Origin of the sequence: Streptomyces aurantiacus (assembly GCF_001418335.1) — a bacterium.
GTDB classification, from domain to species: Bacteria; Actinomycetota; Actinomycetes; order Streptomycetales; family Streptomycetaceae; genus Streptomyces; species Streptomyces aurantiacus.
The window spans coordinates 1-14,467 of record NZ_LIPP01000191.1 but is presented as its reverse complement, the minus strand read 5'-3'; the positions used below and the strand labels follow the sequence as shown (position 1 = coordinate 14,467).

Annotated in this window: 13 protein-coding genes; 12 read left to right on the top strand and 1 reads right to left on the bottom strand. The window is 68.4% G+C overall.

From position 1 onward, the window contains the following. The 9 genes from AOK01_RS24335 to AOK01_RS24295 form a co-directional block, all read left to right on the top strand. On the top strand, positions 1 to 460 hold a 460-nt coding region (locus AOK01_RS24335; RefSeq protein ID WP_281181426.1), incomplete at its 5' end, for a DNA-directed RNA polymerase subunit alpha C-terminal domain-containing protein. Positions 461 to 677: 217 nt separating this feature from the next. Next, entirely contained in the window at positions 678 to 1,199 is a 522-nt protein-coding gene (rplQ, locus tag AOK01_RS24330; RefSeq protein ID WP_055515179.1) for a 50S ribosomal protein L17, read from the top strand. 169 nt (positions 1,200 to 1,368) lie between these two features. Further along, the gene (gene truA / locus AOK01_RS24325; protein WP_425424760.1) at positions 1,369 to 2,187 is read left to right on the top strand and encodes a tRNA pseudouridine(38-40) synthase TruA; all 819 of its coding nucleotides are present in this window, start codon (positions 1,369 to 1,371) and stop codon (positions 2,185 to 2,187) included. 251 nt (positions 2,188 to 2,438) lie between these two features. Beyond that, a complete protein-coding gene (locus tag AOK01_RS24320; RefSeq protein WP_425424759.1) occupies positions 2,439 to 4,046 on the top strand; it encodes a glycosyltransferase family 2 protein in 1,608 nt (535 codons plus the stop codon). Continuing rightward, positions 4,043 to 5,050, top strand: coding sequence for a glycoside hydrolase family 26 protein (locus AOK01_RS24315; RefSeq protein WP_055515176.1), 1,008 nt, complete (start codon positions 4,043 to 4,045; stop codon positions 5,048 to 5,050). Before AOK01_RS24320 ends, AOK01_RS24315 begins: the two co-directional genes overlap by 4 nt. After that, positions 5,047 to 6,738, top strand: a complete 1,692-nt coding sequence (locus AOK01_RS24310) for a glycosyltransferase family 39 protein (RefSeq protein WP_055515175.1) — start codon at positions 5,047 to 5,049, stop codon at positions 6,736 to 6,738. Before AOK01_RS24315 ends, AOK01_RS24310 begins: the two co-directional genes overlap by 4 nt. Continuing rightward, complete coding sequence (locus AOK01_RS24305) at positions 6,735 to 8,288, top strand: glycosyltransferase family 39 protein (protein WP_055515174.1); 1,554 nt, start codon at positions 6,735 to 6,737, stop codon at positions 8,286 to 8,288. Before AOK01_RS24310 ends, AOK01_RS24305 begins: the two co-directional genes overlap by 4 nt. Before the next feature lie 48 nt (positions 8,289 to 8,336). Then, complete coding sequence (locus AOK01_RS24300; protein WP_055515171.1) at positions 8,337 to 9,638, top strand: UDP-glucose dehydrogenase family protein; 1,302 nt, start codon at positions 8,337 to 8,339, stop codon at positions 9,636 to 9,638. 4 nt (positions 9,639 to 9,642) lie between these two features. Continuing rightward, complete coding sequence (locus AOK01_RS24295; protein WP_055515170.1) at positions 9,643 to 10,395, top strand: polyprenol monophosphomannose synthase; 753 nt, start codon at positions 9,643 to 9,645, stop codon at positions 10,393 to 10,395. 15 nt (positions 10,396 to 10,410) lie between these two features. Here the strand turns inward: AOK01_RS24295 and AOK01_RS24290 are convergent, their stop codons facing one another. Continuing rightward, a complete protein-coding gene (locus AOK01_RS24290; RefSeq protein WP_055515167.1) occupies positions 10,411 to 11,280 on the bottom strand; it encodes a hypothetical protein in 870 nt (289 codons plus the stop codon). 341 nt (positions 11,281 to 11,621) lie between these two features. On the opposite strand from AOK01_RS24290, the gene rplM reads away from it, so the two are divergent. The 3 genes from rplM (at position 11,622) to glmM (ending at position 14,448) form a co-directional block, all read left to right on the top strand. Next, entirely contained in the window at positions 11,622 to 12,065 is a 444-nt protein-coding gene (gene rplM, locus AOK01_RS24285) for a 50S ribosomal protein L13 (protein WP_055515165.1), read from the top strand. A gap of 45 nt (positions 12,066 to 12,110) precedes the next feature. Continuing rightward, a complete protein-coding gene (gene rpsI / locus AOK01_RS24280) occupies positions 12,111 to 12,638 on the top strand; it encodes a 30S ribosomal protein S9 (RefSeq protein WP_055515164.1) in 528 nt (175 codons plus the stop codon). A gap of 451 nt (positions 12,639 to 13,089) precedes the next feature. Further along, positions 13,090 to 14,448, top strand: a complete 1,359-nt coding sequence (gene glmM / locus AOK01_RS24275; RefSeq protein ID WP_055515162.1) for a phosphoglucosamine mutase — start codon at positions 13,090 to 13,092, stop codon at positions 14,446 to 14,448. Positions 14,449 to 14,467 lie beyond the last annotated feature (19 nt).

The window sequence follows — 14,467 nt, the reverse complement described above, 5'->3', positions numbered from 1 at the left end:
CTTCGACAAGCTGATCGTCGATGTCGAGACCAAGCAGGCCATGCGTCCCCGTGACGCCATGGCGTCGGCCGGCAAGACCCTGGTCGAGCTGTTCGGTCTGGCGCGTGAGCTCAACATCGACGCCGAGGGCATCGACATGGGCCCGTCCCCGACGGACGCCGCCCTCGCCGCCGATCTCGCCCTGCCGATCGAGGAGCTTGAGCTCACCGTTCGGTCGTACAACTGCCTCAAGCGCGAAGGCATCCACTCCGTGGGTGAGCTCGTCGCCCGCTCCGAGGCCGACCTGCTCGACATCCGCAACTTCGGTGCGAAGTCGATCGACGAGGTCAAGGCCAAGCTCGCCGGCATGGGCCTGGCCCTGAAGGACAGCCCGCCCGGATTCGACCCGACCGCTGCCGCGGACGCCTTCGGTGCGGACGACGACGCGGATGCCGGGTTCGTCGAGACCGAGCAGTACTAAGAGCTCGGGCCGGACGGTCCGTCTTATGGGTGCGGGTGCGCTGTGGCTGGTCGCGCAGTTCCCCGCGCCCCTGAAAGACAAAAGAATGCGCAGTTCCCCGCGCCCCTGAAATCCCTCCGGAGCCTGCAAAGGTTCCGGATCTTCGACAGGCGATCGCCTGCTCGGACACTGACCTCGGTACCTGATACGGCCGGGGCAGACACCTAGGAGAAACACCATGCCGAAGCCTGCCAAGGGTGCCCGTCTGGGCGGCAGTGCCGCGCACGAGAAGCTGCTCCTCGCGAACCTCGCGAAGTCGCTCTTCGAGCACGGCAAGATCACGACCACCGAGGCGAAGGCCCGCCGTCTGCGGCCCTACGCCGAGCGTCTGGTCACCAAGGCGAAGAAGGGCGACCTTCACAACCGCCGTCAGGTCCTTTCGGTCATCACGGACAAGAGCATCGTGCACACGCTCTTCACCGAGATCGGCCCGCGCTACGAGAACCGCCCGGGTGGCTACACCCGTATCACCAAGATCGGTAACCGCCGTGGCGACAACGCGCCCATGGCTGTCATCGAGCTGGTGGAGGCCCTGACCGTGGCCCAGCAGGCCACCGGTGAGGCCGAGGCGGCGACGAAGCGCGCTGCGAAGGACACCGAGGCCGCTGTCGAGGCCCCGGTCGAGGACGCCCCGGTCGAGGACGCCAAGGTCGACGTGACCAAGGCCGACGAGGCCGCTGAGGAGTCCAAGGACGCGTAAGGCTGTCCTTCGACTGCCGCGGCGTCGTGGCTTGTCGCGCAGTTCCCCGCGCCCCTGATGGGGCGCGCTTGAGTGGGCCCGTTCCTTTCGAGGAGCGGGCCCCTTCTTGTGTTCTTGAGAGGATCTTCAGGTGACTGATGAAGCAGCAGCGGGCCATGTACGTATCCGGATGGATCTGGCGTACGACGGGAGCGAGTTCTCCGGGTGGGCCAAGCAGGCCGGGGGACGCAGGACCGTACAGGGGGAGATTGAGGACGCGCTGCGGACCGTGACGCGGTCGGGCGGGACGACGTACGAGCTGACGGTGGCCGGCCGGACCGATGCCGGGGTGCATGCCCGCGGGCAGGTGGCGCATGTCGATCTGCCCGCGGAGCTGTGGGCCGAGCACCAGGAGAAGCTGCTCAAGCGGCTGGCCGGGCGGTTGCCGAAGGACGTGCGGGTGTGGTCGCTGGCTGAGGCGCCGAGCGGCTTCAACGCGCGGTTCTCGGCGGTCTGGCGGCGGTACGCCTACCGCGTCACCGACAATCCGGGCGGCGTCGACCCCCTGCTGCGCAGCCATGTCCTGTGGCACGACTGGCCGCTCGACGTCGACGCCATGAACGAGGCCGCGCGGGGACTGCTCGGGGAGCACGACTTCGCCGCCTACTGCAAGAAGCGGGAGGGCGCCACCACCATCCGTACGCTCCAGGAGCTGCGGCTGGAACGGGGCGGCGACGGTGTCGTCACCGCGACCGTGCGGGCGGATGCCTTCTGCCACAACATGGTGCGCTCCCTGATCGGGGCGCTGCTGTTCGTGGGGGACGGGCACCGGGGCGCCGACTGGCCCGCGAAGGTGCTGGCCGCGGGGGTGCGGGACTCGGCCGTGCACGTGGTGCGGCCGCACGGGTTGACGCTGGAGGAGGTCGGGTACCCGGCGGACGAGCTGCTCGCGGCGCGGAACAAGGAGGCGCGGAATCGGCGGACGTTGCCGGCAGGACGTTGTTGCTGACACGGCTCGAAAATGGTTTCTGCCCGGTGCGCGTAACTCCGAAACCAGTTGGTTACCTGCAATCCACGCATAATTATGACGCTTTTCTGAACACTCCGGACATAAGGTCTATCTGGCCTCTTACAGTGTTCCCGTAACTCGGATATTGTGGCGTTACTGAGTCTCATGTTCGATATGGGGCGCTTGGGGTGGGGTAGGGATGGGCCGCTGGCCCGGGGGGTGCAGAAGTGTCGTCACTGGGTTCTGCCCGCATGTCCGGAAAGGCCGACGCTGGGGGGCGTAGGGCCGCACGGCATGGGGGGCGTCGGGGTGTCGTCGGGGTTTCGCTCGGGCTGCTGCCCGCGCCCCCGTCGCATGCCGAGAAGTACTCCTACGTCAAACGCCGGCTGTGGATTCTGACGCTGGCGTCGATCGTCAGCTTCGGCTGTCTGACTGTCAGTCAGGTCGCACTGGCGCAGGCCAGTCCCCTGATGTGGATCTTCGCGCCGCCGCTCGCCTTCACGGTGATCTACTACCTGGTGTCGCTGCGGGTGAACGGTTTCACGCGAGACTTCGATTTCCGGCACCATCAGCAGTTGGTGCGCGGCTGGCGGCCGCAGCTCTATCCGACCGTCGATGTCTTCCTGCCGGTGTGCGGCGAGCCGATCGAGGTGCTGCACAACACCTGGACGCATGTGCGGCAGCTCGCGGACCGCTATCCGGGCCACTGTGTCCCCTTCGTCCTGGACGACGGCGCGAGCTCCGAACTTGCCGCGATGGCTGCGGACTTCGGATTCCGGTACGGCACACGTGAGAACCGAGGCTGGTTCAAGAAGGCCGGCAACCTGCATTACGGCTTCGGGCAGTCGGACGGCAAGTACATCCTCATTCTGGACGCCGACTTCACGCCGCGGTCCGACCTCCTGGAGGAACTGCTCCCTTACATGGAGTCGGACGAGCGCGTCGGCATCATCCAGTCTCCGCAGTACTTCCGGGTCCTGGACTCGCAGAACTGGATCGAACGCGGCGCGGGCGCGGTGCAGGAGCTGTTCTACCGTTCCGTGCAGGTGTCCCGTCAGAACAGTGACGGCGCGATCTGCGTCGGCTCCTGCGCGATCTACCGGCGCGCAGCCCTGGACACCAACGGTGGCACGACGCTGATCGAGCACTCCGAGGACGTGCATACGGGGTTCGATCTGCGTGGGCTCGGCTGGGACCTCAAGTACGTACCTGTCGCACTGTCCACAGGGGTGTGCCCCGACACGGCCGGAGCCTTCTTCAACCAGCAGTACCGCTGGTGCTCGGGCTCGATGTCCTTGCTCGGGAGCAAGAAGTTCTGGGACGCACCGATCAAGTTCTCCAGCCGACTGTGCTACATGTCCGGCTTCTTCTATTACATCCACACCGCGCTGTTCACCTTCTTCGCACCGCTCGTGCCGATCGTCCTGTTGCTGACCAGCCCGGAGATGCTCCAGGTCAAGCACCTCGTGTGGGTGCTGCCGAGCATCCTCTACACCACTGTCATCTTCCCCATGTGGCACAAGTCCCCGTACCGCCTGGAGGCCTGGTCCGCGCGGATGATGTACGGCTGGGCACACGTCTTCGCCATCTGGGACATCCTGCGCAAGCAGCGCATGGGGTGGCAGCCGACCGGCTCAAAAGGGGCCAAGAAGAACAAGACCCGGCGGTTCTGGCTGGCCATGTGGGTCTGGAGCGGCGGCACGGCCGTGGTCTGGGTCGGCGCCGCCGTGTACCGCCTGTTCACCGGGTATCCGCCGGACTTCGCACTCGTCCTGTCCTCCGGGCTGTTCTACGCGCTCGTCGTCACCCGCGCGCTGATTCAGCCGAAGGAGCACCACACCGTAGGTGAAGCTGCATGATCCGCAAATCTGTTCTCCCGCTGGCCGTGGCGATGATGTCCCTGATGGGACTCACCGGCTGCGGGGCGTTCGGGGACGAGGACCCCGCCGAGTCGGCAGCCCGTGAGCCGGCGGACGGTGACGCCTCGGCGCAGGCCCAGCACGCTCTGCCGTACGACGTGAAGCCGTTGCTCGCTCCCGACAAGGAGTACTTCGGGGTCGCCCTCGACGGTGCCCCCACCTCCCTCAAGCCCGTGGACGCCTTCGCGAAGACCGTGGGCAAGAAGCCGAACCTGGTCGGGTCGTACTCGTCGTGGGGCGACGGCTTCAACGCCAAGGGCGCGAAGAACGTCTTCGAGGACGGCAGCCTGCTGTACGTCTCGTGGGAGCCGTTCAAGCCCGGCCTCGGGACGATCGCGGACGGCTCGCAGGACACGTACATCAAGAGGTACGCCGCGAGTGTCCGGGAGACGAACGTGCCTGTCGCGATCAGCTTCGGGCACGAGATGAACGGCCACTGGTATCCGTGGGGCACCAAGAAGCAGACGCCCGACAACTTTGTGAAGGCCTGGCGGCACATTCACGACCTCTTCCAGGACGAAGGCGCCACCAACGTCATCTGGGTGTGGAGTCCCAACGTCGTCAACCCGGTGCCGGACGTGAAGCTCAAGGCTTACTGGCCCGGCGACGCCTACGTCGACTGGACCGGTGTCGTCGGTTACTGGACGCAGACCGGAGCCAAGACCTTCGACACCCTGTACGGGCCGACCCTGCGGCAGGTCGCCGGGTTCACCGACAAACCTGTCCTGATCAGCGAGACCTCGGCGGAGCCCGGGGACCGGCGGCGCGCCGACGTGCGTCAGCTTCTCGGCGGTGTCGAGCAGAACAAGGACGTCATCGGGTTCGTCTGGTTCAACATCCCCAAGCGGGCGGACTGGCGTATCCAGAGCAGCCCGCTCGCGCTGGCGGAGTTCAAGCGTCTGATCGCCGACGAGGCCTTCGGATTCGAGGTACCGAAGTCATGAGCAGCGGTCAGGACAGCGGCTGGTTCGAACAGGGACAGCCGCAGAGCCCGTACGCGGAGCCGCAGCCCGAGGCATATCCGGAGCAGCCCGCGCCCTACTCGCAGCAGCCCACTTCGTACCAGCCGCAGGACTACACCTACCCGCAGACGACGATTCCGCAGCAGCCCGGTCCGCAGGACTGGCAGCAGCAGTACCCGTCGTACGGCGGTGGTGCGGTGGCCGAACCGCAGGACCGTCAGCCGCACGACCAGGACGCCGAGTCCGACTACTACCGGCCGGAGTACTCGGTCCTGGAGCCGGAACCGGAACCGGAGCCCGAGCCCGGGTATGTACTGCCCGCGGTGCCGGTCTCGGCCTGGTCGATGGACAACAGCCGTTCCGCGTGGATCAGCCGCGGTGTGCTGCTGCTGATCCTCATGGTGCAGGCAGGGCTCTCGTTCCGGCTCGGTGGGAGCGCTTTTCCCAGTGAGGCCGAGTACTTGATGTCCGGCGGCCGGATCTCCGGTCTTGTCGCCGACGGCGGTCTGACCGGCGCCCGGCTGCTGAGCCTGGCCTGGGCCCTGGCGGCGACGGCGTTGCTGTACGGCGCCACCCGGCTGCTCTTCAACCCCCGGGCCGCGCTCGCCGCCGCCGCGATGTACTCCGTGCTTGAGTCGACGGCCTTCACGGGCCGGTACGCGTCGATGCACTCGCTCTCGCTGTTCCTGCTCGCCGCAGCCCTGTGGCTGCTGGCCAAGACCCGGCAGGCGCACCCGACGGCCGTGCTGCTGGCGACGCCGTTCGCCGCGCTCGCGCCCTTCGCGGCGTACTCCGCGGCGCTGTACCTGCCGACGCTGACCGTCCTCGCCGTGCTGACGGCCTACCGCTTCCGCGGTGTCGGAGCGTTCGCCCGGGGAGCACTCTTCGCCGTGGCCACCGGCGCGTTGTGCGCTGTAGGCGTCCAGCTGAACGGCACGCCGACCGGCTGGAACGCGCACAGCGGTGACAGCGCCCTGACCATGCTGAAGGAGAGCGGCCAGTGGGGCGGCATCGTCCTGCTCGTGGCCGTCATCGGTGCGGTCGGCTACGCCAAACGAGCGCGTATGGGCGAGATGCCCTGGGCCGAGGGCGACGCGCCGGGTGCGGTGCGCCGGGCCGCGCTGGGCCTGACCCTGTGTTCGACCGCACTGCTCGCTCCGCTGTACCAGGCATATCTGGGCAACGGCAGTTCACTGCACATCCACGTCGGCTTCGGACTGCTTTTCGCCGTGCCGATGGCAGGCCTGGGTGTCTCCCGGTTGATGGGCGCACACCTCCGCTACCCGCAGATCGGCATCATGATCTACGTCGCGGCGCTGGTCGTGGGCATGGCCCAGACCCAGAGCCTGTACCGGCCGCCGGACTCGGCCCGCATGATCGGTGTGATGCGGCAGGTCGTGGACGGCAAGGGCGTCTACCTCAGCGACGACCCCGAGATATCCGCGTACTACCTGCGTTCGGCGACGAAGGCGGGTCAGTGGAAGCAGGCGGGACGCGGCGACGCGTTGGCGTCCGACGTGAAGAAGGGGACGTACGACGCGATCGTGCTGCGTACCGCGTCGACTCCCGACGCGCTGCGCGGAGTGAAGCAGTACCGGCTGCTGACCGTGCTTCCGTCACCCGACAAGGACAGTGAGCAGGCGCCGTACCGGATCTGGGTGAAGAAATGACGGCCTACATACCTGTAGAAGAGCCGCAGGCCCCCGAGGCCGAGGCCGTGGGGGGTCGCGCGGACAGGCGTCGTGGGGCCGCGAGCGGCGGAGGGGGCGGCGGGCGTGGTTCCGCGCTGCTCGTCTTCCTCCTGCCCGTCCTCGCCACCCTCGTCTGCGTGCTGCCGGGACTGGGCGACAGGCAGCTGTGGCGGGACGAGCACGCCACCTGGTGGGCCTCGTCACTCTCGTTCAGCGATCTGGGGCGGCTGATCGAGCACATCGACGTCGTCTTCACGCCGTACTACGTGGCCATGCACCTGTGGATCATGGTGGCGGGCGACTCGCCGGCCATGCTGCGGTTGCCCGGAGCTCTGGCGATGGCCGTGTCGGCGGGACTCGTCGGACTGCTCGGACGGCGGATGTTCACCGTCCGGACCGGCCTGCTCGCCGGGCTGCTCTTCGCAGTGGTCCCGGCGGTCACGCGGTACGGGCAGGAGGCGCGGCCCTATGCTTTCGCGACCTTCTTCGCGCTGCTCGCCACGCTGCTCCTGCTGCGCGCTCTGGAGCGCCCGAGCCTGAAGGGCTGGACGCTGTACGCGCTGGCCGTCGCGGCGACCGGCTTCGGTCACCTGGTCGCGATGTCCGTGATCGCCGGGCACCTGTGTCTGGTCGTCCTGGTGAAGAAGCGCGGCGACCGGATCGTGCACTACGCCTTCGCGGGAGCGGCGCTGCTGGGTCTGTCCATCACGTTGCCGATGGTCGCGCAGGGGTCCGGGCAGAGCGGCCAGATCTCCTGGAACGTGACCACGACGCAGGACCTGATCGGCTATCCGCAGGAGCTCTTCGGCTCGTGGATCACCGGCGGCGTCCTCATGGGCGTGGGAGTGCTGGGGCTGCTGGCAGCCCGGCGGTACGCCCCGATGCTGGCGGCCTGGGCCGTGCTGCCGCCCGTCGTCACGTTCCTGACGGCCAACCAGCTCCATCTGTTCCTGCCGCGGTACCTGCTCTTCACCATCCCTGCCTGGGCCCTGCTGACGAGTGCCGCGATCACCAGGCTGGCCGGCCGGCTGGATCCGGACGCCCGTCCGGGTACGGGCGCGAAGGTCCTCGGGGGCTTCCTCGTGACGGCCGTCGCAGCCGGCTACGCCTTCGTCGCGCTGCCCGCGATCGACCTGGCCAAGCAGGACCTGGACGATGAGCCGGACTACGCCGCAACGGCCCGCACCATCACGGACGGACGACGCCCGGGCGACGGAATCATCTTCAACGGTGGTCTGTCGGAGCGCCGCGCCATGTCCTACGAACTACGGGACGCCAAGGCGCCGAAGGACGTGCTGATGGAGTTCACCCCGCAGCAGAACGGCTCGTACGGCGCCACCGAGTGCCGCAAGCCGGCCGGCTGTCTGGCAGACGTGGACCGGCTGTGGCTGGTGTCGACGATCCGTGACGGCAAACCACTGCTCGAAGGCATGAACGCGAAGACCGCGGCCGTGATCGACAAGGGGTTCAAGGCCGGTCGCACGGTGAAACTGCACCGCGTCACGGTCCAGGTACTGGAACGCAAGTAGCCGCAGGGCAGTCATCCCCCAAGCAGAAACGTTAAGGAGGCCGCCCGTATGCGGCTCACTGTCATCGGCACCGGCTATCTCGGTGCCACCCACGCCGCCTGTATGGCGGAGCTCGGGCACGAGGTGCTCGGGGTCGATGTCGATCCGGACAAGGTCGCCGCGCTGCAGGCGGGGCGGGTGCCGTTCCACGAACCCGTGCTGCCTGAGCTGCTCGCGAAGCACACGGCGAGCGGGCGGCTGCGGTTCACCACGTCCTACGAGGAGGCCGCGGCCTTCGGCCAGGTGCACTTCGTCTGCGTAGGCACCCCGCAGCGCAAGGACTCCGAGGGCGCCGACCTGCGGTACGTGGACTCGGCGTTCGCGTCGATGGCCCGGCACGCCGGCGAGGGCGCGCTGCTCGTGGGCAAGTCGACCGTGCCCGTGGGCACGGCGCAGCGGCTCGCGGACACCCATGCTGCGGAGATCGCCTGGAACCCGGAGTTCCTGCGTGAGGGCTTCGCCGTCGAGGACACCCTGCGGCCGGACCGGCTGGTCCTGGGCGTTGGGTCGCGGCGTGCTGAAACGTTGCTGCGCGAGGTGTACGCGCCCGTCATCGGTGCGGGGACACCGGTCGTCACCGCCGACTTCCCGACCGCCGAGCTGGTCAAGACGGCCGCGAACGCGTTCCTCGCCACCAAGATCTCGTTCATCAACGCCATGGCGGAGGTGTGCGAGGCCACCGGCGGCGACGTCTCCGTACTGGCGGAGGCGATCGGCCACGACGACCGCATCGGGAAGAAGTTCCTGCGCGCCGGCGTGGGCTTCGGCGGGGGCTGTCTGCCCAAGGACATCCGTGCCTTCGCGCACCGCGCCGACGAGCTGGGGGTGTCGCTGGCGTTCCTGCGCGAGGTCGACGCGATCAACATGCGGCGCCGCGACCGGGTGGTCGAACTGGCCCGCGAACTGTGCGGGGGCGCGGTTCTCGGGGCCCGGGTCGCCGTGCTGGGCGCGGCCTTCAAGCCGGACTCCGACGACATCCGCGACTCGCCCGCGCTCAACGTGGCCGCGCGGCTGCGGCTCGACGGCGCCGATGTCACGGTCTACGACCCGGAGGCGATGGACAACGCCCGCAAGGCGTTCCCGCTGCTCGGGTACGCGCTGTCGGCCGAGGAGGCGCTGCGCGGGGCCGATCTCGTCCTGCACCTGACGGAATGGCCGCAGTTCCGCGAACTCGCGCCGGAGAGGGCGCGCGCACTGGTCTCCCGTCCGCGGATCGTGGACGGCAGGGGGGTGCTCGACGGGGCCAAGTGGGCCGCGGCGGGCTGGGAGTTCCGGGCGCTGGGAAGACCCGCGCCCGGTGGGGAGGGGTAAGGACATGAGGTACGACACATTCGACGGCGTGGGGGTCACCATCGTGATGCCCACGTACAACGAAGCCGCCAATCTGCCGAGAATGGCCGAGGCTGTGCTTCAACTGCCGCTGAGCGGGCTGCACTTGAAGGTAGTGGACGACTCCAGTCCGGATGGTACAGGACGGATCGCCGAGGAGCTGGCGGAGAAGTACAACGGGGACGGGCAGCGCCGGATGAGCGTGCTGCACCGGACCGAGAAGGACGGCCTCGGGCGGGCGTATGTCGCCGGCATGAGCGCCGCCGTCGACGAGGGCGCCGAGTACGTCGTACAGATGGACGCCGACGGCAGCCACCCCGTGGAAGCGGTCCCCCGCATGCTCGGCACCGCCATGGCCTCGGGCGTCGGCCTGGTCATCGGCAGCCGGTACGTCGAGGGCGGCTCGCTCGACGAGGACTGGGGCGCGCACCGGGTCCTGCTGTCCCGCTTCGCCAACCGTTACGCGCGTACGGTGCTCGGCACGAAGATCCGGGACATCACCGCGGGCTTCAACCTCTGGTCCGCCCAGGCGCTGCGTGACGTGGACCTGCACTCCCTGGACAGCGCCGGCTACAGCTTCCAGGTCGAGCTGAAGTACAAGGCGGTACGGGCCGGTCACAGCGCCGTGGAGATCCCGATCCGCTTCGAGGAGCGGACCGAGGGAGTCTCGAAGATGACCCTGCGCACGCAGCTGGAGTCGGCCCTGGTGCCGGTGAAGCTGCGGCTGAAGAACAAGTGACCGGGGGCGGCCGGCCTACTGGTCGGCCGCCTCCGACGCCTGGGCCTCGCCGCGGCGGCGGATCTGGCGGAACGTGAACTCGGCCAGGTCGTCGCCGGTCGCGAAGACCTTGGCGTCCTTCTGGGTCACGTCCTTGCCGTTGGTGAAGCCGGCGACCGTGAAGTAGGCGTAGCGGCCGTACGAGTTGGTCGTCGAGCGGCAGATCGCCGCGCGGCAGAAGACGGGGACGCCCTCGCCGTTGAGGGACTGGACGACGCTCTGCTTGTCGGCGTCGACCTTCGCCTTGAGTGCCTTGGCCTCGGTGTCGAAGACCGCCACACCGACCGTCACCGCCACTCCGTCCTTCGCGTACGTGACGCGCATGAGGCGGGTGCAGTCGTTCTTGGTGAGGACCGCGCCGAGCGTGCCCTGGGCGGCCGACGCGCAGTTCTTCGTGGACGCGAGCGCGCCCTTCTTGTAGACCGCCTCGCCCATCGTCAGCTGCGTGCCCGGGAAGAAGGTGTCGGGCGCGAGCGGCGCCGTGTCCTTCTTCACGTCGGATATGAACTCCTTCGGGTCCAGCGGCGGCGGCGCCGAGGTCGCCTCGAACGACGGTTCGGGACCGGTGCTGTTCGACGGGATGTCCGCGGTGGCGGGCAGCTGGGAGGCAGGCTTGTTCGAGGCCTGTTTGTCGCTGTCCGCCGAGACCACGGCCACGGCGACGGCCGCGCCCACGGCGACGGTGGCGAGGGCGCCACCGCCGATCAGCAGCCATTTGCGGCGCCGGTTGCGCGTCTCGGACGCCTCGGCCAACGCCGCCCAGTCGGGAGACCGATTGCTCCACTGCGGCGGCTGTGAACCCGATCCCCCGGAACCCCACTGGGGTCCCCCCTGCCCAAAGCTCATGGGCCGCATCTTAGACGGGACAAGGGGTGCGCCGGTCCTCCGGATGCGCGGAGCATGGCCCGGGGAGGGCCGTGCGTGCCCGTGTCGGGCTACCCTGAAACCCGGCGGGCGCCTGTCGGCGGTCGCGCGTTTTGACCCGTACGGGCCACCGCGGGTATTCTTGCGTCTCGTTATGTGTATTGGCTTGCTCATTCTCACGTGAGGGGCCCTTACACCGGTCCACCGGGCCGATGACCAGCGGCAGGACTCGGTTGCGTCACCGAGGTCCGCCAGGGCTGTCGTACATCGTCCGTGGTGGTCCATGTCAGGACCCATTCACTGAAGAAGCGAAGGCCACGACCGTGCGTACGTTCAGCCCCAAGCCCGGCGACATCACTCGCCAGTGGTACGTCATCGACGCCCAGGATGTCGTCCTGGGTCGTCTGGCGACCACTGCCGCGACCATTCTGCGGGGCAAGCACAAGCCGATCTACGCGCCGCACGTCGACGCTGGTGACTTCGTCATCATCATCAACGCCGACAAGGTGCACCTCTCCGGCAACAAGAAGACCCAGAAGATGGCGTACCGCCACTCCGGTTACCCGGGTGGTCTGCGCTCCGTCCGTTACGACGAGCTGCTGGCGAAGAACCCCGAGAAGGCCGTCGAGAAGGCCATCAAGGGCATGATCCCCAAGAACACCCTGGGCCGTCAGGTGCTCTCGAAGCTGAAGGTCTACTCGGGCGACCAGCACCCGCACGCTGCACAGCAGCCGGTGCCGTTCGAGATCACCCAGGTCGCGCAGTAGTTCCGGCCACCACCCCCTAAGACAGAACAGAATCTGAGGAGAATCGTGGCCGAGACCACCGTTGAGCAGCCGGTCGAAGAGACCGAGGTTGTCGACGTCGAGAGCTACACCACCGAGTCCGAGGCCCCCGTCGACGGCGAGTACGCCGCCGAGTCGGACGACCTCGCGGGCCGCTTCGGCGACCCGCAGCCGGCCGCAGGACTGGGCCGTCGCAAGAACGCCATCGCCCGCGTCCGGATCGTCCCGGGCACCGGCAAGTGGAAGATCAACGGTCGCACCCTTGAGGACTACTTCCCCAACAAGGTGCACCAGCAGGAAGTCAACGAGCCCTTCAAGGTGCTTGAGCTCGACGACCGCTACGACGTTGTCGCCCGCATCTCGGGTGGCGGCGTGTCCGGTCAGGCCGGCGCCCTGCGCCTCGGCGTGGCCCGCTCGCTGAACGAGGCGGACGTGGACAACAACCGCGGCGCCCTGAAGAAGGCCGGCTTCCTCAAGCGCGACGACCGTGCGGTCGAGCGCAAGAAGGCCGGTCTCAAGAAGGCCCGTAAGGCCCCGCAGTACAGCAAGCGCTAAATCTCGCTCGATCGCACGTCGGCTGTTCATCGCGCCGGCTGTTCCGCACGCATCGCCCCGGCGGCACGTTCTGTGTCGTCGGGGCGTTCGTTTTACCACCGCCGTTCACCACCGCCGTCGGCCGTTCGTTCACCAGGATTTTGGACGCTCGTTCACTGCAACCTTTGGCACGGCCCGTGTGTCACCTCTTGTGTGGCACAGCTGTGTGCCGCGGCCTTCCGGCCGCAGGCTTCCGGACACAGGTGTGGGACAGACCTGGGAGATATACAGGCCCGGGGGATATACCTGACAAGGGCGGAGGGTCCGAGCCGGACCCCGGACCCCGGCCCACGTCACCACCGGACCCCTGACCGGGGACCGAGATCGAGACTGAGACTGAGACCGGGCCCTCGGCCCGAGCCGCACATTCTGAGTATGTCTGAGCACATATGAGCAAGTTCGGAGGACACCAGTGGGACGACTCTTCGGGACGGACGGCGTACGCGGTGTCGCCAACGCGGATCTGACGGCCGAGCTCACGCTCGGCCTCTCCGTGGCGGCGGCGCACGTACTGGCCGAAGCGGGCACCTTCGCGGGCCACCGGCCGACTGCGGTGGTCGGACGGGACCCGCGCGCGTCCGGGGAGTTCCTGGAAGCCGCCGTGGTCGCGGGCCTCGCCAGCGCCGGCGTGGACGTGCTGCGCGTCGGCGTCCTGCCGACCCCCGCGGTGGCGTATCTCACCGGCGCCCTCGGCGCCGACCTCGGCGTGATGCTCTCCGCGAGCCACAACGCCATGCCGGACAACGGCGTCAAGTTCTTCGCCCGCGGCGGGCACAAGCTCGCCGACGAGCTGGAGGACCGGATCGAGTCCGTCTACGAGGAGCACCGCACCGGCGCCCCCTGGAACCGGCCGACCGGCGCCGGCGTCGGACGCGTCCGCTCGTACGAGGAGGGCTTCGAGCAGTACGCCGAACACCTCCTGGCGGCCGTACCGAACCGGCTGGACGGTCTGAAGGTCGTCCTCGACGAGGCGCACGGCGCTGCCGCGCGGGTCTCGCCCGAGGCCTTCACTCGCGCGGGCGCCGAGATCGTCACGATCGGCGCCGAGCCCGACGGCCTCAACATCAACGACGGCTGCGGCTCCACCCACCTCGGCCTGCTGAAGGCCGCCGTCGTCGAGCACGGGGCCGACCTCGGCATCGCGCACGACGGTGACGCCGACCGGTGCCTCGCCGTGGACCACACCGGTGCGGAGGTCGACGGGGACCAGATCCTGGCCGTACTCGCCCTCGCCATGCGGGAGCGCTCCGAGCTGCGGTCCGACACCGTTGTCGCCACGGTGATGTCGAACCTCGGGTTCAAACTGGCCATGGAGCGCGAAGGCGTGTCCTTCGTGCAGACCGGGGTCGGGGACCGGTACGTGCTGGAGGAGATGAAGGAGCACGACTACGCGCTCGGCGGCGAGCAGTCGGGGCACGTGATCATCCTGGACCACGCGACCACCGGTGACGGGACGCTGACCGGGCTGCTGCTCGCGGCGCGGGTCGCGCAGACCGGTCGTACGTTGCGGGATCTGGCGTCCGTGATGGAGCGGTTGCCGCAGGTGCTCGTGAATGTGCCCGATGTCGACCGGTCCCGGGTGTCGACGTCCGCGGAGTTGTCCTCCGCGGTGGCTGAGGCCGAGCGGGAACTGGGTTCCACCGGGCGGGTGCTGCTGCGGCCGTCGGGGACGGAGCCGTTGGTTCGGGTGATGGTCGAGGCGGCGGATATTGATCAGGCTCGGTCTGTGGCGGGGCGGTTGGCTGATGCGGTGAAGTCGGCGCTGGGGTGAGCCGGGGCCGGGCCGCGGC

What these genes read in the sequence shown, in the direction of transcription:
- rplQ (WP_055515179.1), top strand. Translation starts at nt 678, where the DNA reads ATGCCGAAGCCTGCCAAGGGTGCCCGTCTGGGCGGCAGTGCCGCGCAC.
- truA (WP_425424760.1), top strand. Translation starts at nt 1,369, where the DNA reads ATGGATCTGGCGTACGACGGGAGCGAGTTCTCCGGGTGGGCCAAGCAG.
- AOK01_RS24320 (WP_425424759.1), top strand. Translation starts at nt 2,439, where the DNA reads ATGTCCGGAAAGGCCGACGCTGGGGGGCGTAGGGCCGCACGGCATGGG.
- AOK01_RS24315 (WP_055515176.1), top strand. Translation starts at nt 4,043, where the DNA reads ATGATCCGCAAATCTGTTCTCCCGCTGGCCGTGGCGATGATGTCCCTG.
- AOK01_RS24310 (WP_055515175.1), top strand. Translation starts at nt 5,047, where the DNA reads ATGAGCAGCGGTCAGGACAGCGGCTGGTTCGAACAGGGACAGCCGCAG.
- AOK01_RS24305 (WP_055515174.1), top strand. Translation starts at nt 6,735, where the DNA reads ATGACGGCCTACATACCTGTAGAAGAGCCGCAGGCCCCCGAGGCCGAG.
- AOK01_RS24300 (WP_055515171.1), top strand. Translation starts at nt 8,337, where the DNA reads ATGCGGCTCACTGTCATCGGCACCGGCTATCTCGGTGCCACCCACGCC.
- AOK01_RS24295 (WP_055515170.1), top strand. Translation starts at nt 9,643, where the DNA reads ATGAGGTACGACACATTCGACGGCGTGGGGGTCACCATCGTGATGCCC.
- AOK01_RS24290 (WP_055515167.1), bottom strand. Translation starts at nt 11,280, where the DNA reads ATGAGCTTTGGGCAGGGGGGACCCCAGTGGGGTTCCGGGGGATCGGGT.